Annotated in this window: 18 protein-coding genes; 5 read left to right on the forward strand and 13 right to left on the reverse strand. The window is 62.2% G+C overall.

All coding sequences use genetic code 11. From position 1 onward, the window contains the following. Positions 1 to 164 precede the first annotated feature (164 nt). Positions 165 to 542: a hypothetical protein gene (locus AMK02_RS25345; RefSeq protein ID WP_237358382.1), complete on the reverse strand. Its 378-nt coding sequence runs from the start codon at positions 540 to 542 to the stop codon at positions 165 to 167. Between the two features lie 1,505 nt (positions 543 to 2,047). Between AMK02_RS25345 and AMK02_RS25355 the strand changes: the two genes are divergently transcribed. From AMK02_RS25355 to AMK02_RS25360, 3 genes are all read left to right on the forward strand, one after another. Beyond that, positions 2,048 to 2,488, forward strand: a complete 441-nt coding sequence (locus AMK02_RS25355; RefSeq protein ID WP_064807264.1) for a GFA family protein — start codon at positions 2,048 to 2,050, stop codon at positions 2,486 to 2,488. A 578-nt stretch (positions 2,489 to 3,066) separates the two neighbouring features. Further along, positions 3,067 to 3,291 (forward strand): hypothetical protein, encoded by a 225-nt coding sequence (locus AMK02_RS31500; protein WP_145924252.1) that lies wholly within the window; start codon positions 3,067 to 3,069, stop codon positions 3,289 to 3,291. A 44-nt stretch (positions 3,292 to 3,335) separates the two neighbouring features. After that, positions 3,336 to 3,920 carry a phosphotransferase-like protein gene (locus AMK02_RS25360; protein WP_064807266.1) on the forward strand — a complete coding sequence of 195 codons (585 nt, stop codon included), beginning with the start codon at positions 3,336 to 3,338 and terminating at the stop codon, positions 3,918 to 3,920. 47 nt (positions 3,921 to 3,967) lie between these two features. On the opposite strand, the gene AMK02_RS25365 is transcribed toward AMK02_RS25360, so the two are convergent. Both AMK02_RS25365 and AMK02_RS25370 read right to left on the reverse strand, forming a co-directional pair. Beyond that, on the reverse strand, positions 3,968 to 4,906 hold the full coding sequence (locus AMK02_RS25365; protein WP_064807268.1) for a hypothetical protein: 939 nt from the start codon (positions 4,904 to 4,906) through the stop codon (positions 3,968 to 3,970). Beyond that, positions 4,893 to 5,927 carry an SPFH domain-containing protein gene (locus AMK02_RS25370; protein ID WP_064807269.1) on the reverse strand — a complete coding sequence of 345 codons (1,035 nt, stop codon included), beginning with the start codon at positions 5,925 to 5,927 and terminating at the stop codon, positions 4,893 to 4,895. The genes AMK02_RS25365 and AMK02_RS25370 overlap by 14 nt, the downstream gene beginning before the upstream one ends. A gap of 128 nt (positions 5,928 to 6,055) precedes the next feature. On the opposite strand from AMK02_RS25370, the gene AMK02_RS25375 reads away from it, so the two are divergent. Both AMK02_RS25375 and AMK02_RS25380 read left to right on the forward strand, forming a co-directional pair. Next, positions 6,056 to 6,751 (forward strand): NUDIX hydrolase, encoded by a 696-nt coding sequence (locus AMK02_RS25375; RefSeq protein WP_064807271.1) that lies wholly within the window; start codon positions 6,056 to 6,058, stop codon positions 6,749 to 6,751. Between the two features lie 151 nt (positions 6,752 to 6,902). Beyond that, entirely contained in the window at positions 6,903 to 8,045 is a 1,143-nt protein-coding gene (locus AMK02_RS25380) for an MFS transporter (RefSeq protein WP_237358383.1), read from the forward strand. A gap of 167 nt (positions 8,046 to 8,212) precedes the next feature. On the opposite strand, the gene AMK02_RS25385 is transcribed toward AMK02_RS25380, so the two are convergent. The 10 genes from AMK02_RS25385 to AMK02_RS25430 form a co-directional block, all read right to left on the reverse strand. Then, positions 8,213 to 9,109: a universal stress protein gene (locus AMK02_RS25385; protein WP_064807274.1), complete on the reverse strand. Its 897-nt coding sequence runs from the start codon at positions 9,107 to 9,109 to the stop codon at positions 8,213 to 8,215. 210 nt (positions 9,110 to 9,319) lie between these two features. After that, positions 9,320 to 10,390 (reverse strand): ABC transporter ATP-binding protein, encoded by a 1,071-nt coding sequence (locus AMK02_RS25390; RefSeq protein ID WP_064807276.1) that lies wholly within the window; start codon positions 10,388 to 10,390, stop codon positions 9,320 to 9,322. 14 nt (positions 10,391 to 10,404) lie between these two features. Next, the gene (locus AMK02_RS25395; protein ID WP_064807277.1) at positions 10,405 to 11,925 is read right to left on the reverse strand and encodes a DUF5060 domain-containing protein; all 1,521 of its coding nucleotides are present in this window, start codon (positions 11,923 to 11,925) and stop codon (positions 10,405 to 10,407) included. Positions 11,926 to 11,955: 30 nt separating this feature from the next. After that, positions 11,956 to 12,783: a carbohydrate ABC transporter permease gene (locus tag AMK02_RS25400; protein ID WP_064807934.1), complete on the reverse strand. Its 828-nt coding sequence runs from the start codon at positions 12,781 to 12,783 to the stop codon at positions 11,956 to 11,958. A 53-nt stretch (positions 12,784 to 12,836) separates the two neighbouring features. Further along, the gene (locus AMK02_RS25405; protein WP_064807279.1) at positions 12,837 to 13,736 is read right to left on the reverse strand and encodes a carbohydrate ABC transporter permease; all 900 of its coding nucleotides are present in this window, start codon (positions 13,734 to 13,736) and stop codon (positions 12,837 to 12,839) included. 191 nt (positions 13,737 to 13,927) lie between these two features. After that, positions 13,928 to 15,181 carry an ABC transporter substrate-binding protein gene (locus AMK02_RS25410; protein ID WP_064807281.1) on the reverse strand — a complete coding sequence of 418 codons (1,254 nt, stop codon included), beginning with the start codon at positions 15,179 to 15,181 and terminating at the stop codon, positions 13,928 to 13,930. Positions 15,182 to 15,251: 70 nt separating this feature from the next. Beyond that, positions 15,252 to 15,899, reverse strand: coding sequence for a dihydroxyacetone kinase subunit DhaL (gene dhaL / locus AMK02_RS25415; protein ID WP_064807283.1), 648 nt, complete (start codon positions 15,897 to 15,899; stop codon positions 15,252 to 15,254). A gap of 3 nt (positions 15,900 to 15,902) precedes the next feature. Further along, positions 15,903 to 16,907, reverse strand: coding sequence for a dihydroxyacetone kinase subunit DhaK (locus AMK02_RS25420; protein ID WP_064807284.1), 1,005 nt, complete (start codon positions 16,905 to 16,907; stop codon positions 15,903 to 15,905). 56 nt (positions 16,908 to 16,963) lie between these two features. Further along, on the reverse strand, positions 16,964 to 18,808 hold the full coding sequence (apnL, locus tag AMK02_RS25425; RefSeq protein ID WP_064807286.1) for a D-apionate lactonase: 1,845 nt from the start codon (positions 18,806 to 18,808) through the stop codon (positions 16,964 to 16,966). Further along, a complete protein-coding gene (locus tag AMK02_RS25430) occupies positions 18,805 to 19,839 on the reverse strand; it encodes a Gfo/Idh/MocA family protein (RefSeq protein ID WP_064807288.1) in 1,035 nt (344 codons plus the stop codon). The genes apnL and AMK02_RS25430 overlap by 4 nt, the downstream gene beginning before the upstream one ends.

A 19,839-nucleotide genomic window follows, 5' to 3' on the forward strand; every position in this document is an offset into this window, starting at 1 on the left:
GAAATGGGCACCGCCTCTGGAGACCGGCGATCAGAACGCGGCGCCGATTTGCTGCCGACACTCCCGACCGCCACTGATGGCTCGGACCACCATTCACTGCGGGCGGCAGATGCCGCCAGGCGTATCGCCGGCTTTCCCCGTAAGTTCAGCGGCGGACAGACCGGCTAATCAGCATTGGCAGCCGTAGGCCTCCTGCGCATTCGTATCATCTGCCCGACATCGTCATCATATCGATCATCCGGGAACTCGACGCTCCAGACGAGACGGCGCAGCGACTCAGGAGAGATGCCGCTATACCCAAGCTCCTCCAGACGAAGCAGAAGCAACAAGTGGTCGACAACGACGATTAGCCTGGCGTAGGCGCCGAGCTGATACAACACGGGACGCATCGCGGCATAGGATTTGAAGCCGAAAGACGCGGCGATCGCCTCATCAAGATGGGATGACTTGATATTGGGATATTGACCCCGCAAGGCTTTCTTGAAAGTGGCGACGTTCGAAGGCGAGAACCTGACAGATGGGTTCAGCATATGACGATCCAATGTTCCGGCCGAAGTCTGCCGATTACACTTCGACCTTGGTGAACATGGTCGTCGAGAAACTCTGCACGCCCTTCAACCCGGCAGCAGGTTCGGATGGGCTTCCTAGCCGAGACATTAACCTGCGGACGCTTCTTGCTCAAGACATGGATCGACCTGTGGATCGCGTTGCCATTGGCGGCGGCTGCATGGCTTCGCGGACTGGCATATCGCTGTCCGTTGTCCGCGGACAACCAGCCGATCGGGCCTGGATTGTGCCAGCTCATGCCGTGTCCGAATTAAGACTCTGCCTCAGAATGAGCCGACATGGCGGCACTTTCAATGCGCGGTCCCGCCGCCCTCGTCTTCCGCATAGGCAATTACGATGTCGCTCAGTTTCGAAGTTTAGCTCAGAGGCAGCTAGCGACTGCGCCGAAAGGGGCAGCCGAGGTAAAGTCGCACTTGAGCGAATAGAGCGTGCTCTTCGACCGGCTCTATTGTGTGGACTTCATCCCAAGCGATCGCGAGTTGGAGATCCTGGAATTGCAGCCAGAGCACACGATGTCGTTTGATGCCGTCATAGCAATAGTCGGAAACTCGTCTCTCCTGATCGAACACCTGCGACGGAAGCGAGCATTGATCAGGCATAACCTCGAGCAACTGCCATATGAGGATCTCTCCAAATGGTTTCGATTTTGGTTCGGTCCGGAGGATGAACGGCATGACCCAACCGCGGAGCTGTCCGAAGCAATCCATTCGCCGCCGCTCCTCCCGACGCCTTCTGAGTTCTGCAGGCACTCGAACAAGCCGGAACCAGCAGGTCGAGAGCCGAAGCGAATAACTCGTCTGACGGGTTCATCACCTAAGCCCGCATGCGGACCTCCTTCGCACGACGCCATTCAAATTGGAGCCCGCGCCAAAAAGCACATGTCGCTACGTTGTCCGCGGACAACGCCGCGCCCAAGTAGACAGGGAGCTGCGCCGCACCACTCTCCCGTCCGCAACATCACCTGTGCGATATTGGCGCAGCCTTCGGCTTGAATTCGCCGCATTGCGGCACTACCTCGTAACGGCCGAAGCGCTGCCCCTCCTAGCTGCTTTGGTCCGATGGACAGCACTCCTCCTCCCATGCTGTCGGTCACTATCGAAGCCCGGCGCACTCTCCCGCGCCGGGCTTCTGCCAGATGGATATCGCACCCGTCAGCCCTTCGAGGTCTCGCCGGGGCGCATCAGGGTGAGGCTCTCGTGGGCGCCGCGAAACCCTCCAATGCCTCTCGTCGACCGCGGCACTCACCAACGGACGTCGGCCGCGGCATCCTCCACCATCCATCATGCTGAGGTGCGCAGCCCGCAGGGCGGAGCCTCGAAGCACACGCCGCAACGCCGCTCCTTGCATCTACTCGACGCGACACCCACCCTACGCCCCCTTTGAGGACGCTTGAGCGCCGGCGCGATAGTCTCACTTCTCATGAGACGCAGCGCCCTAACCGACAACGAACAAGATGAGCAAAAAGCAACCGAGGTGACGAATGAACAGGCTTGCGCAATGCCATTGCGGATCACTCCGCGCAGAGACATCAGGCGATCCGCTCACGGTGAGCATCTGCCACTGCCGCGATTGTCAGCGCAGAACGGGCGCCGTGGCCGGAAGCGGTGCGATCTTCGCGAAGGCCGAAGTGATGATCGAGGGAGATCGCAGGATCTTCGAGCGGGACGCCGCGCAAGGGCGCAAAGTGCGTTTCCACTTCTGCCCGAACTGCGGCACGTCCGTGTATTGGGAGGGCGATTTCAATCCCGACCTCTGCGTCGTCGCCGTCGGCGCCTTCGCCGACCCGGCATTTCCACCGCCACTGGTTTCCGTCTACGAGGAGTCCAGGCATGATTGGCTTCAGCTTCCCGATGGGATGAAGCACGCGCAACGCGGGCTGGTTTCGGCAGCGGCTGCGGACAAGGAGCAGGGCAGCGGCTAGCGGCCTTGGTGGCCGTGCGCAACGCGGGCAGCTCCTCCTCGGCAGCCCGTGCGGAGCGTGCGGCAACACCGCTCCTTGTCATCTGACACCTGCGCACCCGCCCAGCCCTTCGAGGCGCCTCAGGGAGAGACTCTCTACGGTGCCGGTCTCCGCACAAAATCATCGGGCGCCCGCCATCGGCTACGGCCCTACCCAAAGCCCTCCAAGGCGCGGCATCCCCCCGCCGAAGGCCGACGCCTCGAAGGACACGCCGAAGCGCCGCTCCTTGCGTTCAATCAACGCCGGCGCCCTCGCTGCTCTCCTGAGTAACAGTCGATATGCCCGATGATTTTTTACAGCAGCCGCCGCTCATCTCAGTCCATGGGAGAGTTCCTCGTCGCCCCACACAAAAGTGACAATAACTGCATGTCGTGAGAGGGCGGAGAAGTAAAGGAACTAAACCGTAACATTACTTCCATTTTGATATCAAAGCTGAACAAATCAAGGTGTTAGTCCTCAACACCAGCGCAAGCCTCTTGCCGCTCAGCCGGCATCACCACCCCCGTCCCCCCGCATTAAACTCAAGAAAATCCGCTTCGATGCCATCTCTGAAGATGACGCCGTGTTCAGGCATTTCGGAAAACGCTGGTCAGCGGCTGATCCTGGGAGACGATGCCGGCGGCAAGGCGGTTACCAACATGGCAACGTTTGACGATCCTTTGAGACAACCAAAGGAAGCGACGGCTTTTCGAAACCGCGCTACTCTTTATGATCTCGTGACACCGACCAAATCGGCACCGCCTCTTAATCATCCACTGCAGTGACTGCGAGGTTCGAGAAGTCAGCTGTGAATAGGGAAGACAGCCCGATGAAGCTATTCATTCTCCTCTTGGGCTTTCCCGGCGTCGGAAAGCTGACGATCGCGAGAGAACTAAGTCCGCTCCTGACTGCAAAGGTTATTGATAACCATTGGTTCAACAACCCGATACTGCGTCTGCTTGACGATGACGGAACCACGCCTCTCCCGAATGGAATATGGGAATATACCGGAAGAGTTCGCCAAGCCGTCCTGGATGCGATCGTCGCCTATGGTCCTCCTTCGGCGAATTTCATTTTCACGCATGCCGGCATAGAAGGTGATGAGCGCAGCAATCGCACGTTCCAGCAGATTGCCTGCGCGGCCCGAGAATGCGAGGCGCTGCTGGTCCCCGTGAGGTTGCTCTGCGACGAGGAGGAGTTGGCACGTCGCGTTGCCACACCGGCGCGTCGCGATCGGTTGAAGTCGATTGATGCACAGGCATCGAGGGAGAAAAGCAGAAGAGCCCAGGTCCTCGCTCCCCAACACCCGTTTACGCTGAATTTGGATGTCACCTCAAAGACGGCGGAAGCAAGTGCAGCAGCCATTCACTCCCATATCTTAAGGATGACAACCACCGATCTCGGTTCGCTCTAGGGCAGCGGTGTCGTTGCCCCGCCATAACCACCAATCCTCAACATCCCTCACACCACCAACCTCCCCTGCCGCTCAGCCAACGTCACCTCCGCCCGCGTCCCGGCATTGAACTCCAGAAAATCCGCCTCGATGCCGTCGCTGAAGATCACCCCGTGCTCCGGCATTTCGGAGACGATGGTGAGCGGCTGGTCCTTAGAGACGATGCCTGCGACAATGGTGGTGCCGGTGGTGCGGCTGGGGAAGGGTTCGCGGACGAAGTAGCGCAGGTAATCCGCATCCCAGGCGAAGGACATGTCGATCGTCCGGTCGGCTGGCTCGAAACCCAGCGCGCTCGCTGCTCCGAGCCAACCTGAATAGAGGCTCTTCAGCCAGCCCGTGGAGCCCATGCCTGTCGAGACGATGATGCCGCTCGAGGATTGGTGTTCCCAGCGCTCCTCGGCCTGCAGGATATAACGCGCGGAGACATGGCTTTGCGGGCCGATGAAGAGATCATTGACCGCGTGGATGACGGCGCCGGTGTTGAGCGTCGCCTTGGCCATGCTGACATGTTTGATCGGCCGCTTATTTTTCAGCGCCTCGCCGATCACTCTCGGAAGGCTCTTCGGGTTGAAGGGCAGCAGCGGGCCGTCCCAGCGCTTGGGGTCGGGGTTGACGCCGAGGACCGGCTGCCCGTCGAGATATTTGAGCGTGTTGGCGACCAATCCGTCCTGGCCGAGCACGACGACGACATCGTCGGGAGCGAAGATGAAGCTCGAGAGGTACCGGCGGTCGAGACGCTGGACTCGGGCGACGGCACGCAGGCTTGCTTCCACCTCGTCGATGGCCGTTTCGTATTGTTTCTTCTCGGCGAGATAATCGCTGAAGTCGGCGCCGAGATGCTCGACATAGAACTGCGCCTGCTGCACGGTGTTGAACCGGGCGATGAGTTCGTCGAGCCGGGTCGGCCTGACGACCAGGATGATCTTGCGTTCGTCAGAGACCGGCACGGTCCTTGCCCTCCTGCGGCTGCAAGATCTCCCTGAGAAGATCGGGCGAGACGTTCAGCTGGCCAATCTTCGTCGCATTGTCTGCAAGGTCGCGGAAGGCGAGCGCCATCAGCTGGCCCGGCTGCATGCCGACCGAGGCGAGCGCCTGCAACACTTTCGGATCGGCCTGTTCGAAGGATTTCATCATCGCCGTCAGCGCATAGGCCTGGGCGTCGGCCTCGGCCCGCGCATTGGTCGCCGCCAGCGTCACCAGGTCACGGTTCTGCTCTTCGAGCGCGATCTTGCCGGCCATTTCTTCCCGGCGGATCTGCAGCTGCCGTTCCTGCACGGCGCGTTCGGCCTCCATCTGGGCTTCGCGCACCTGCCGTCTCTTGTTCTCCAACGTGATCTCGGTGGCGATCTCGTTTTCCTTGATCGTCCGCTCCTGCTCGATCGCGGCGTTGCGCCTGCTATAGATGGCTTCGTCGGCCTGCCGCAGCAGGGCTTCACGGGCATGTGCTTCCAGCGCCTTTGATGTCTCGGCCTTCGGCATGACGGCAAGCAGCGACAGGCCCAGAATCTCCAAGCCAAGCGCCTCGATCGTCGGATGCACCTTGAGGGCGTCGGCCACGCCGGCGACGAGCGCCTCGCCCGAAGCCAGAACCTCCTTCAGCGACAGCGTCTGCACCTCGGCGCGCATCGCCACCTGAACGCGGTCGATCACGCGGGTCGAAAGCTTCTGCGGGTCCTCCGAGACATAGTGGCCCCTGCGGTCGAGCGTGAAATTCAAAAGTGCCGCCGTGCGGCGCGGCTCGGCGATGCGGTAGGTGATCTGCCCCTGCACCGTCACCTCCTGGAAGTCTGATGTCACCAGAGGAAAGATGAAAGGATCGTTGACGCTGGCCGTCGGGACGAGCACGAGGGAGCTCGAAGGGGAAAAATGCCAGAAGGCAAGGCCGGCGCCCTCGCGAACGGCCTTGCCGTTCTGATATTGGATGACGTATTGCGTGGGTTCCGTCTTGATAAAGCGCAGTCCGAACATATCCGTTTTCCTGTTCCTGGCGCGAGCCCCTCGCTCGTGTCGAAAAAGAGAAAACATAACTTAGTGACAAATGTCAACTAACTTAGTTGAAGATTTACACTAAGGCTGAGGCATGCTATCTTCCCACCATGACAACACGCGACAATGACGCCTTCAAACCGATCGCGACCGTCGATCTCGCCATTTTCTCCCTGGCGCCGGCTGGCCTCTCCGTGCTGCTCGTGCGCAGGACAAGCGTCCCCTTTGCCGGCGACTGGGCTTTGCCCGGCGGCTGGATCCATATTGATGAAGATGCGGATCTGGAGGCTGCGGCGCGGCGGGTTCTGAAGGAAAAGACCGGCGTCGAAACGCCCTATCTCGAACAGCTGCAAACGACGGGAAGCCGCGATCGAGACCCAAGAGGCTGGAGCATCAGCATCGTTTACATCGCGCTGCTTTCGGCCGATGATGTCGCAAAGCGGCAGGATGCGCTGGCCGAGAAGGCCGAATGGCGACCGATCGAAGGCGAGGGCGTCGGCTTGTCCCTTGCTTTCGACCATGCGTCCCTCCTCAAGGAGGCGCTCGGCCGCATCCGGAGCAAGGTCGAATATTCGAGCCTGCCCGGCCATCTGCTGCCTGTCCGTTTCACATTGAGCGAGCTGCAATCGGTCTATGAGAGCCTTCTCGGCCGTAAGCTCGACAAATCGGCCTTTCGAAAGCGCATGGCGGAAGCCGATTTCCTGGAGCCCGTCGAAGGCGAGATGCGCCGGGCGAGCAATCGGCCCGCCCAGGTCTTCCGCTTGAAGGACACCCGGTCGCTGGTGCTCTTCGACCGCAGAATTTGATCTCTGCATCCTGAGGGATCAGGCGTTAAGACGCTGCTGCGTCTGCCGGTCGAAGAGACGAGCAACGTCCGCGTAATAGATGCCGTAGAAGGAGTCGCATATGAGAGGGCTCGATGGTGGCGGTTCGTCCGCTCTGCGCTTCGTGCTGATCATGGGAGTCGTCAATCTTTTCGGCGACCTCACCTATGAAGGCGGCGCGGCGATCAACGGTCAGTTCCTTGGAATGCTGGGGGCGAGTGCCGCTGCGATCAGCATCATTGCCGGCACAGGGGAATTCCTTGGATATGCGCTGCGGCCCGTCGCCGGCTGGATCGCCGACCGGAGCCGCGCCTATTGGGCGGTTACCTTTGCTGGCTACGCGATCAATCTCTGCGCCGTACCTGCAATGGCACTGGCCGGGAGCTGGGAGCTTGCGGCGGCCCTGATCATTGCCGAACGGGTTGGCCGTGCCATGCGCAAGCCGACGGTCGAGACAATGATTTCCTATACCACCAGCGAACTCGGGCGAGGCTGGGCCTTCGGCCTCAATACCGCCCTCGACGAGGCGGGGGCGACGCTGGGGCCATTGATTGCCGCTCTCATTTTATTCCTGCGTGGCGACTATCGAACCGCCTACGCCCTGCTAACCATTTCTGTTGTGCTTGCAATCATGGCACTCATCGCTGCGCGGCTGACGTTCCCCGTTCCCGAGCGATTGGAGCAGGGCCGCACCGCCACGGCGAAAACGCTAGGCCTGCCGTACTGGCTCTACATGGGCGCCGGCGCGCTCTTTGCGGCCGGGTTGCTCAGTTACGAGCTCGGAGCATACCATCTGGAGCGCACTCGGACCGTCCCGCCTGAATGGATCCCGGTGTTGCTTGCCTTCTCCACCGGATCAGGGGTGGCTGCCAACCTGATCCTCGGCAGGCTTTACGACTGGTCGGATAAGGTGGCGCTCACTGTGGGGATCGTGCTGTCTGCTTGCTTCGCGCCGGTTCTACTCCAGGGCGGCTTCGCGATGGCTGCCATCGCAATGCCATTGTGGGGCATCGGTTACGCAGTGCAGGACACGCTGATGAAGGCGATCATCGCCGGGTTGCTCCCGGAAGGGCATCGGGGTCTGGGGTTCGGCATGTTCTATTCGGCCTATGGTGGAGGTTGGCTGCTGGGCAGCGTCGCAATGGGATTGCTCTATGATCGCTCGACGCTTGCGCTTGCCGCGTTCGTCGCAGCGGCGCAGCTTGCATCCCTTCCGATCTTTCTCCTGGCTCGAAGGGAAGCGCGTCGGGAGACGCGGTCAAAACGGTCGCAATAGTCCCATGCGAGATTCTGAACCTGCGCAGCTTCGCGACCGTCGCTAGGCATAAGCACTTCGCGGCTCAGAATCATCGGGGCAGAGCAGCGGGGGAGTGTTCGCGGCGGTTTCTTGGAAAGGCACGCGTGAAAATCGCCATCCACGGAGGGATCGAAAATCGCTCCTCTCTAATGCTTCATCATCAAGGGAAGTCTCGCGTGCGACAGCAGGTAGCGAGTGACGCGGCCGAGAAGCAGTTCGAGGAAATAGGCATGCTTGAAAGCGCCGATCAGCAGGCAGGTTGCGCCGACGGAACCCGCGAAATCGAGAATGGCCTCGGCAACCGGACGATCCTCGGAGCGGATCGCGACAATGTCCCCTTTCAAGCCGAGCTGCGTAATCAGTTCCCTGGCGGTAAACTGATAGCTGCCGTCGGGCTTGTCGTTGACGCACAAAACGGTGACTCGCTCCGCCACCGCCAGCCAACGTCTTGCCGCGACGATGGCGGCTTGTGCATGCCCGTGCGGCTTCCAACCGATCAAGACATGCTGCAGGACATGGCCGGAATAGCGGCCTGCAGGCGGCACGAGCACGAGCTTGTGTTCGTTGAAAAGCAGGTCGTGGAACGCATCGCGGGCATCCATGTTGCCGTGGCATGGGGTGACGACGAGTGCACTCTCGTGGCATTCCGATGTGACGCAGCGGCCGAGATCACCGCGACAATCATCAAGCAGCAGCTCGCTTCGGCTCGGATTGGCCTCTTTCCAGTTCTCGAAGACGCTTATCACCCGCTCAAGGCGCTGCTGTGGCGAACCCTCGTTCATGTCTCGCAGCATCTGCAAGTCGATTTCTTCGGGCGCAGCCACCATCCGTTCCGGATCCGCACCGACATGGGCGGCCGCCATGCGGCCATTGACGGCTTGAGCGGCGTCTACCGCGATATCGAGGCAGATCCAAGCAGTTGCCGCGTCGGGCAGCAAGGCGATGACGTCAGCGTGACGGGTCAACTCGTGGACCCGCCGGGCCAAGATCACCGCGGGTGGCAACGCTTTTGTGTCGCGGCCGTTTGAAGGTGAGGTGTTCATCAGGACCTCCGTTCGCGATGCTCCCGCATCGCTCCTGGTCCAATCCGAAATTCAGCTTGATCATACGCCCGCGCCTGGCGGCCCGCAACACGCAGAGGCTTGAACAGATCGGTGCGAGACGGGTGGTAGCCCCATGCTGTGATCGCTGCCACAGGCTGTCCCGGCAAGGTCTTCACCGAAGCTGGCGGCCGTCCTTCATCCTCGTTTAGATCAAGCGTTCAGACGCTGCTGCGTCTGCTGGTCGAAAAAATGGACCTTCGATGTTTCGAAGGAGAGCTTCACTCGCTGTTCCGGCGCGAGCTCGACACGTTCGCGCACGACCCATGTCAATTCTCTGCCGTCGACTTCGACGGCGACATGGGTTTCCGATCCCGTCGGTTCGACCACCTTGACTACGGCATCGGCGCCGGTCTCGCCGCCGAAGGCGATGTCTTCGGGACGGATGCCGATCGTCACCGGCCGGTTTGCCGAATTGGCCGGAGCCCGCGAAAGCTTGACGCGCGGACCGCCGTTCAGCGCCAGCGCCGGGCTGCCGGCGTTGGCGATGCTTCCTTCGAGAAAATTCATGGCGGGCGAACCGAGGAATCCGGCGACGAAGATGTTGCGCGGCTTATCGTAGAGTTCGAGCGGGCTGCCGATCTGCTCGACGCGGCCGCCATGCAGCACGACGATCTTGTCGGCCATGGTCATGGCCTCGATCTGGTCGTGGGTGACGTAGACGATCGTCGTCTTCAGCCGCTGGTGCAGTGCCTTGATCTCGGCGCGCATCTTGACGCGCAGCTTGGCGTCGAGGTTGGAAAGCGGCTCGTCGAACAGGAAGACCTTCGGATCGCGGACGATCGCGCGGCCCATGGCGACGCGCTGGCGCTGACCTCCGGAAAGCTGCGCCGGCTTGCGGTTCAGCAGCGGCTGCAGGCCGAGAATTGCGGCGGCCTCGCCGACCTTCTTCTCGATCTCGGGCCGCTTGGCGCCGGCAAGCTCCAGCGCGAAGCCCATATTCTGAGAGACTGTCATCTGCGGGTAGAGGGCGTAGTTCTGGAAGACCATCGCGATGTCGCGATCCTTCGGCTGCAGATCGTTCACCACCCGCCCGTCGATGCTGATCTCGCCGCCGGTGATGTCTTCGAGGCCGGCGATCATGCGCAGCAAGGTCGATTTTCCGCAGCCGGAGGGGCCGACGAGAATGGTGAATTCACCATCGGCGATCTCGACGTCGACGCCGTGGATGATATCGACCGGGCCGAAGGATTTCTTGACGTTTCTGATGCTCAAGCCAGACATGTGGGATCTATCCTCTATCGCTTCCTGCGCACGCGCAGCGCCTGGAACGGCTTGCGCGGGATTTTGACGCCGAAGGCGGCGTCCGGCTTGCCGCCGCGCACGACCGAGCCGTGGCGCGTCGGATGCGGAACGGGTGCCGCCACCTTCTCGGCCGGGGTGATCGTCATCTCCCAGGTGTCGATGATGTCGACATCGTAATCGTCGCCATCGACGGGCAGGCCGGTGGACCAGACGACCGGCTGATGCTCGCCGAAATAGATCAGGCGGAAATCGCCGTCGCCGTCACGCGCGCCCGACACGCGCGACCAGGGCCATTCACCGATGACGCCGAGCGGCTCGAGGCCGTGCTTGACATCCGCCTCCAGCAGATCGCGCAGGAAGCCGATCCGTTTCCACGCCTCGCCGCGCAGCTCGCCGCCCTTGGCCCACCAGATTAAGTCCTCCGGATGGGAATAGGTCTCGCCGTGGCCGGCATAGCCGCCGCGCGCCATGGTGATCCAGAAGCGGTGCACGAGTTCCCCGGCATGGAGATTGCCCCAGGACTGCAGGATGTCGCCCTCATATTCGGGCTCGTCGTTGATGACGGGCTTGCCATAGGCGTTGCGCCATTCCTGGGTGCGCTTGACGTCGGGGTTCTGAATGCAGGTGTGGGTGACCCACGGCTTACGGTGATCGAAATTGGCCGTCACGTCGCCATTATGGATGGAGCGCAGATGCTGGTAGGGATCGTTTTCCTCCAGGATGTGGAAGTAACGGTCCCACTGCTCCATCGGCTTGGTGTCGATCAGGAAATCATATTCGTTGGCGAGCGACCACCAGACGTTCCGGTAGGCGGCAAGGCGCGCGGCGAGATATTCGACATAGCGGAAATCCTGCTCGGCCGACATGTCGGCATAGCCCCAGCGGTCGTAGGGATGGAAGATGATGATATCGGCTTCGATGCCGAGGTCGCAGAGCGCCGCCACCTGCTGTTCGAAATGCCGGAAGGCGGCGGGGTTCGGGCGGTCGAAATCTTCCTTGCCGTCCGCGCCGCGCTCGAAGCAGGCGTGCAGCGGCTCATTGACGTTATAAGGATAATCCTTCGGAAAGACGCCCATGCGCATCTTGTTGAAGCGCGCCTTCTTCAGCGTTTCCAGCGTCTGCTTCTGCATCTCGAGCGGCTGGTGCGTCCAGGCGTAGCAGGTCGTTCCGAAGGAGAGGAACGGCGTGCCGTCGGCATAGGCGAAGTGGAATTTGTTGCGCACTCGCACCGGGCCGCGATTGCCGGCCGACGGTACGGTCGCGGTCAAGGCGCCGGTCTTACCGTCGAGGGCTGCGGTCTTGGAGCGCGTCCTGAACGACCACTCGCCCTCGCTGTCGGGCATGAAGCGGATGCGATAGGTGCCGTTGCCGTCATAGAAGCCCGGCACCCGCACTTCGCGGCTCTTATGGGTGAAGACGGCATCGAATGCCACGTCGAGATAGGGATTGCCGCCGGCCGGCCCTTCGAAGGCGGCCTCGAACACGCCCCATTTTTCGACTGCTGCATCGGACATTCTGTCTCTCCTCGTAAAATGATTTCGCGATCAGCCCTTGACGGCGCCGGAGGTGAGGCCGGAGACGAAGTAGCGCTGGAACATGAGATAGACGATCGTCGCCGGAAGCACGGTCATGACGATCGCGGCATTGAGCTGGCCGTAATTGCTGGAGAACTGCCCCTGGAACGACATCAGGCCGAGCGGCAGGGTCCACATGTGCTGGTCCTGCAGCAGCACCAGCGCCATGGCGAATTCGTTCCAGGTGGAGACGAAATCGAGGATGAGCAGCGCGGCGAGCACCGGCAGGCAGACCGGCAGGAAGATCCTGCGGAAGATGGTGAAATGGCTTGCGCCGTCGATGAGGGCCGCTTCCGAAAGCTCCTTCGGAATGCTCCTGAAGAAGCCTTGCAGGATGAAGACCTGATAGGGCACGCCGAAGGCGATGTAGGGCAGGATGACGCCGGGATAGGTGTCGATCAGCCCGAAGGAATTGACGAGCGTGAAGAGTGGCGCCAGCATCACCTGGAAGGGGATCATCGTGCCGAAAACGACGAGAAGCAGCAGCGCCTTGCTGATCTTCAGCTTGATCTTGGCCAGCGCATAGGCGGCCATGGCCGAGAGGAACAGGCCGAGCGGCACCTTGATGACGGTGATGATGACGCTGTTGAGGAAGGAGTTGGCGAAATTGCCGCGGCTCCAGGCAGCGCTGTAATTGTCATAGGCAAGCTCGGTCGGCGGCATGAAGGCGCCGGTGCTCGTCACCGCCGCCGGCGTCTTCAACGAGGTGAAGACGATGAAGATGAAGGGCGCGACCCAGATGAGGGCCACGAGAACGAGCGCGATCCAGAGACCGATCAGGACGGGGTCGCGTTTCATCGACGACGGCTGGACGTCGGCATGCACGGTCGCGGTATCGCTCGGCACTGCTGTCACGATTCGACCTCCTCATGCCTCTGGGTCCATCTCAAATAGGGGATGACGACGGACATGGTGATCAGCAGCAGGACGACGGAGATTGCCGCGCCCCGGCCGAAATCGAAGATCTGCATGGCCTGGGTGAAGGCCCAGAGCGCCAGCATCTGGGTGGATTGGGCCGGGCCGCCGCCGGTCAGGCCATAGACGATGTCGAAGGCCTTCAGCGACGAGATGATGGAAAGAACGAGAACGATGGTGATCGTCGGGCGCAGCGCCGGCAGCGTCACATGCTTGAATACGGCCCATCGGCCGGCGCCGTCGATGCGCGCCGCCTCGACCAGCGTCTGCGAGACATTCTGAAGGCCGGCCAGGAACAGCACCATGGAGAAGCCGACCGTCTGCCAGAGATAGGCGACGAAGACGGAGTAGAGCGCGATATCCTTGTTGCCGAGCCAGTCCTTGATCCAGCCTTGCATGCCCCAGGAGGTCAGCAGCTGGGCGAACAGGCCGAAGAAGGGATCGTACATCCACTTCCACATCGTGGCGACGGCGATCGGCGCGATGATGACCGGCAGGTAGAAGATCGCCCGCAGGCCGTTGCGGCCGAAGATCTTCTGGTTGAGGCTGAGCGCTAGCAACAGGCCGACCAGCGGCGGGAAGATCAGGCTCACCAGGGTCCAGATGACCGTGTTACGGAAGGCGACCCAGAAGACCGGATCACGCGTGAAGATCGCCGAATAATTGGCCATGCCCACGAACTCCCGGTTGGCATCGAGCCCGTTCCACTTCTGGAAGCTCAATATGACGACGTTGAGCATCGGGTAGAGCGCGAAGACTGCGTAGATCGCCAGCGCCGGCACCAGCAGGATGGCCGCCTGCATGCGCGGATCGTGCGTCGATTGTCGAAGTGACATGCTTTCCTCCTACAGCGCCGCGCGTCCTTCAGACGCGCGAAGGACGCTGTAGCGCTTTGAATCTGCGCATCGTGCTTTGCGAAAATCGATTCCGATTTTCGCGCCGATGCGCCGGCAGGGCCTTTGCAGCCGGCTCGCGAAAGAAGGTGCCGGCCGATCAATATGGTCGATCGGCCGGCGCTTGGGAGGAATCAGGTTCTGCTGGCGATGAAGCTCTGCAGCTGCTTGGCCGCCTCGGCCGGCTCGGTGTTGCCGGAGGCGACATCGTTGATGACGCGGAAATATTCCGTCGTGACATCGAGCGGGAAGGCCTGATCGCCGTTCATGTAGACCTTGCCGTATTTCTGGAAGATGCCGAGCCATTCCGCCTCAAGCGGCTTCTGGTTGGAATATTGGACGTTCTTGTTGACGGAGGTCGAGCTCAGCTGGCCGAGCAGATCCTGCTGCACCTTGGTCGACAGGAAATAGTCGAGGAACTTGGCGGCGATGTCGGGATTCTTGCTCTTGGTGCTGATGTAATTGTACTCGGCGAAGCCATAGAGACGTTCGGTATTGGTCGGGAAGGGGAAGATGCCGTAATCGTCGAGATTGCCGCCGGAACCGTTGAGCTGGCTGACCAGCCAGTCGCCTTCGAGCATCATCGCCGCGCGGCCCGCGGTAAAGAGGCTGTAGGACTGCTTGTTGTCGATGCCCATGAAGGGCTGCAGCGTATAGTCCTTGGTCCACTTGGCGAATTCGGCGAAGGCGTCCGTCGCGCAGGGCTCCTTGGTCCAGTCCAGCGTCATCGCCTTCAGCGCGTCGTGCTTCTCGGCACCGCACTTGGTTTCGAGGATCACGTCCATCAGGCGCATGACGTGCCAGTTGACCGTGCCGCCGAAGGTGAAGGCGGGAATGCCCGCGGCCTTCAGCTTTTCGGCGGCGGCGAGAAGCTCGTCATAGGTCTTCGGCTCTTCGGTGATGCCGGCCTGTTCGAAAAGCTTCTTGTTGTAGTAGACGGCTTCGCCCTTGAAGGTGAAGGGAACGCCGTGCTTGCCGCCGGGATAGAGATCGGCGAAAGCGGCTGCCGACGGCAGCAGTTCGTCGGTCCACTTGTATTCGGTGTAATACTTGTCGAGGGGCAGGGAGAGACCGGCCTTCACATATTCTCCGCCAAGGCCGAGGCCCGCCCAGCTGAAATAGATGTCGGGGCCCTTGTCCGAGCCGGCAGCGACGCGCAACGCCGTCTTGTGCTCGTCGACGGCGCGCTGAACGATCTCGACATGCGTTCCCGGGTTCGCCGCTTCGAAATCCGTCGCCACCTTCTTCAGCGCGCCGTTGGCGGCGTTGTTGTCGAAGTTGAGGGTCCAGAGCGTGATGTCTTCGGCAAGAACCGGCGTCGCGGCGAAAGACGCCATGGCGATCGTGACGATGCTCGCCGTCTTCAATTTTGCGGATAGGGTCAGCATTACCGTCCTCCTCTTGATAAGCCGGCCCCTTGTCGCAGATGATCATTTACATGTCAACTGGTATGATGAGCTAACCATCACGATGCTGTGCGAATTTCGCGATGGAAGCGATGACGATCGCGGCCGATGCCGCGCCGGGATCGATATGGCCGATCACCCGTTCGCCCAGCCGCGACGCCCGCCCCTTGGCGGCCGTCATGTCCCGGGTCGCTTCGCAGCCCTGGCGCGCCGCCCGCTCGGCCCGATCGAAACATTCGTGGAGGGAAGTTCCCGATGCCAAGGCATCAGACGCCGCATCGGCCGCGGGCTTCCAGGCATCGACCATGGTCTTTTCGCCGGGTTCGGCCTTGCCGCGCTCCTGAATGCCTTGCGCCATCGCCGCGAAAGCGCGCACAAACTCCTCGTCGCCGAGGTCCGGCCTGTCCTTGACGGCGGCGCCGGCGCGCATGAAAGCGGTCGCATAGAGCGGGCCGGAGGATGCGCCGACCGCGTTCAGGAATGCCTTTGCCGCCGCGTTGAAGGCGGCCGTCGGCGCGGCCTGCGCGGGGTCGAGTGCTGCGACCGCCTTGGCAGCGGCCTCACAGCCGGCATCCATGGCAAGGCCGTGGTCGCCGTCGCCGATCGCCCCGTCCAGCTCGCAGAGATGGTCGCGATGCGCCGCGATATCGGCGGCGATCAGGGCAAAGAGATGCTGCACGTCTTTGGTCGTGATCACAATCGATCACCTCCTGAACATGGCGCAATCGCAGGGATGGTCGATCAGCCGCTGAAGCTCGTCGTCGAGATGCATGAGCGTGATGGAGGCGCCGGCCATTTCGAGCGAGGTGCAGTAGTTGCCGACGAACGATGTGTGGATGACGAGCCCGGCTTCATCGAGCCGCGCCTTGACGCGCCGCATCATGATGTAGAGTTCCATCATCGGCGTCGAGCCGAGCGAATTGACGAGCACCGCGACGCGGTCGCCGCGTTCCGCCTTCATCTCCCGGAGAAGATTGTCCATCAGCTCGTCGGTCACCGCATCGGCCGGCTTCAGCGGCCCGCGCGTAACGCCGGGCTCGCCGTGAATGCCCATGCCGATCTCCATCTCCTCCTCGCCGATCAGGAAGTTCGGCTTCAAGGTCTGGGGCAGCGAGCAGGGCGAGAGCGCCACGCCCATCGTATAGGTGCGCGCATTGGCATGGCGGGCGGCGCGCTCGGCCTCGTCGAAGGAATAGAGAAGATCGCAGGCCGCACCGGCGGCCTTGAAGATGAAGACATTGCCGGCCACGCCGCGCCGCTTCTCCCTCTGGTCGGCTGGGGCGGACGCGACATCGTCAGTGGTCAGAACGGTGCGCACCGCGATGTTGTCGAGCGCCAGCATTTCCGCGGCCATATCGAAGTTCATGACGTCGCCGGCATAATTGCCGTACATGAAAAGCACGCCGGCGCCGCCGTCGACAGCCATGGCGCAGGCCATGATCGGATCGGGCGGCGGCGAGGCGAAGACATTGCCGATCGCGGCGGCATCGGCGAGCCCCTTGCCGACATAGCCGAGGAAGGTCGGCTCGTGCCCGGAGCCGCCGCCAATCACCAGCCCGACCTTGCCCTTGCGCGGGCCGTTTCTGGCAATGATGGCGCGCGGCATGCCGTCCACGGCATAGAGGTGCTCGGGATGCGCCGCGAGAACGCCCTGCAGCATCTCATCGACGGCATCCGCGCCTGCATTGATAAGCTTCTTCGTCATCACGCCGATCCTCCCCAGAACGAGCTCCCACTGCATAGATGCGGCGGGCGGGCCAGAGGTCAATCCGCCAGCGGCAAGGCAACAGTCGCAAACGGCGCCAGCCGCAGCTCTTCGGCCAGTGCGCTGCCGCTGACCCTTCGTTCTTCGCCTGCGAGATTGACCACGTAGAGCTTGGCGCCAGCGGCATTCCTTGCGACGAAAGACAGCACTTCGGAGAGCGAGGACGAGATGCATTCCTGCCAGGATGCACCCGCAAGTGCCGACAAGGTCTGCACCGTGTTGAAGAGCGGCCGCCGCCCGCCTTGCTCGATCGGCTCATCGGAACCGGCGATCAACCCGAAAGGACCGGTCAGCGCCGAAAGCGTCAGGCATTCGAGATCGGCATCCAGCACCCGGATCGCATAGCCGAGCGCGAAGGCCTCGGCGAAGCGGCCATTGTGGCGGGGGTCGCGGTTGGCCATCGGAATGCGCCCGCCGGCCGGATTGTCCATCGTGCGGCTGCCATAGGGGTTCTGCCGCATCGGGATCGTCGACGGGCCGATGCGATAGGGCTTGTCGCCGTAGATCGCGCGCACGGAGCGCGTGATGAAGGGCAGCGCCTCCAAGGTCTGCATGACGCTGAGATCGTCGGCCGCATGCACGATGGGGTTGGTGCAATGGCTGACGAAATCAATCTCGCCTGCCGGCACGGGCTTGCGATTGAGCTCGGTGAAATAGCTGAGCATCCCGCCGCCGATGCGGATCCCGGGGAAGGCGGCGCGGGCCGCAGCATAGACCTCCTCGAGGGGAGGGCAGTCCGGCCATTTGCTGCCGGGTGGCGTCGATTGCCGGTCGACGGAAGGCGAGATCAGGATCGCGTCCGGTTTGAATCCCGCCTGCTGCATCTGCCGGGCGATCCCGGCTGCCTCGCCTGCCGGCGACGATTTGCAGGGGAGCGCGATTTCCAGCGTCGAGCGACCGCGATGGAGAGCGGCGATCGCCGCGAAGTTTTCCAATGCGTCGGGGCCATGCCCGGCGTCGGGATCGAAATGGAAGAGCAGCTCGCGAGGCGCGATCTCCGCCAGGAGGGATCCGGCCGCCAGTGTCGCCTCGGCCTCCTCGGGGGTCACGATCACGCCGATATCGGGCATGGTGCCGGTCCGCGCGCCGCGTTCGAGCCTTATGGCTCCGCTCTGCGTCGCGACTGACGGCGCGACGGAACGGCTGATATCCGTGATGATCAGCGACGTCTTCTGCCGGACGGGCTGGTTGGCCGGTATGTGGTAAGGCCAGGGCAAAGCGAGCGGCCTGACATAGGTCTTGTAGGAGGCATCGGACCAGTTGCGCTGGTCCTCCATTTCGAAGGTGTCGCCCTCCATCCGGCATTCCGCGGTAACGCCTGGCATGACCTGATGGGTGATGGCGCGCATGTCCTTGAAGGGCTGCCACGGCTCGATGACATTAGGAAAACGCGTCGCCGCGATCTGGCCGTCGACTTGTTCGACCGCCGCCGGCGAACCGGCGACGCCGACGATCGGATGCAGGATGCAGAAGCCGCAGCGATTGGTCTCGAAGCCGGTCCCCGAGACGGCTTCGGCCTCGAAATCGAGCCGGTCGCGATATCCGGTGATGCGGACCTCTATGGAGAGCGTCGTCGCATCCGGCCCCTCGCAGCGGGCGAGATAGGCGACCTCGAAACGATCCTCGCTTTGCTCGATCCTGAGGTCGGTGATCTCAGGGCTGTAGGTGCCCCAGTCCCGGTCGCGGACGAGGTAGGAAATCGCCCGCAGCACCTCGACGCCATCGTAGCGGATCGTGCGGAGATTGCCGTCGGCGAGATCGGCCGTCAGCTTTCCCGCCGTCAGACGGACCGGCGGCCTTTCCGCAGCGCGGGTGCCGTAAAGCTGGAACGCATCGGCGGTCATCGCAGCAGAGCCCGGATATCGATCGTCTGGCCGCGCGCGGCGCTGTCATAGGCGGCCTCGACGAGGGCGAAGGTCTTCAGATTGTCGGCGCCCGAGGTCGAGTGCTCCGCGCCGCGCCTGAGCTGATCGACCCAATGCTGCTCGATCGCAAAGACGCTCTCCTGGATGTTGTGCCAGGGCCGCGAGGCCCAGGACAGCAGTTTCGGCGCGACATCCATCCTGGTCGTGCCCTTGCCGTTGGTGATCTCCAAGCCGTAGCCCTGGCTGAGGCGGATCGTGCCTTCGGAGCCGTCGAGCTCGATCAGCGTCTCGGGGAAAGGCTCCTTCGACAGCCTGGTGGCGTAGCTGACGTCGACGACCGAGGTGGCGCCGTTCTCATGATCGAGCAGGATGGTCGCGACATCCTCACCCTTAATCCCAGGGTTGACCCGCTTCGTGCGGGCCGTCAGCGCGCTGACGTCGCCGAGGATATAGCGGGCGATATCGAGCGTATGGATGCCGAGATCTTCGATGATGAAACGCTCGCCTTCGGCGAGATAGGGCTGGCCGGAAAAGACGTCGTAGCCCGAGCGGAAGGAGAAGCGGCCCCAGAAGGGCGTTCCGATGGCGCCGGCATCGAGCGCCTTGCGCACCGCCTGGATCGGCGTCTGCCAGCGGAAGTTCTCGTGCACCATCAGCGCCACGCCGGCAGCGCGGCATACCTCGACCATCGCCTTGGCATCCGCCAGCGTCTTGGCGAAAGGCTTCTGGCAGATGGCGGGGATCTTATTCCTCGCGGCCATTTCCACCAGCGCACGGTGGCTCTGAACCGTCGTGGCGATATCGACGAAATCGAAACCGCCATCGCCAAACATCGCCTCGGCATCCCTATAGCGCCGCTCGATGCCGAACTGATCGCCGACGAGCTTCAGCCGCTCGGGATCGCGGTCGCAGATCGCGACGATCTCGGCACCGTCGACATCGTTCCAGGCATGCATCTGGTTGATCGCAAAGAAGCCGCAGCCGATCAACGCGCCTTTCAATCCGGTCAT

Origin of the sequence: Rhizobium sp. N731, assembly GCF_001664145.1 — a bacterium.
Lineage (GTDB): Bacteria > Pseudomonadota > Alphaproteobacteria > Rhizobiales > Rhizobiaceae > Rhizobium > Rhizobium esperanzae.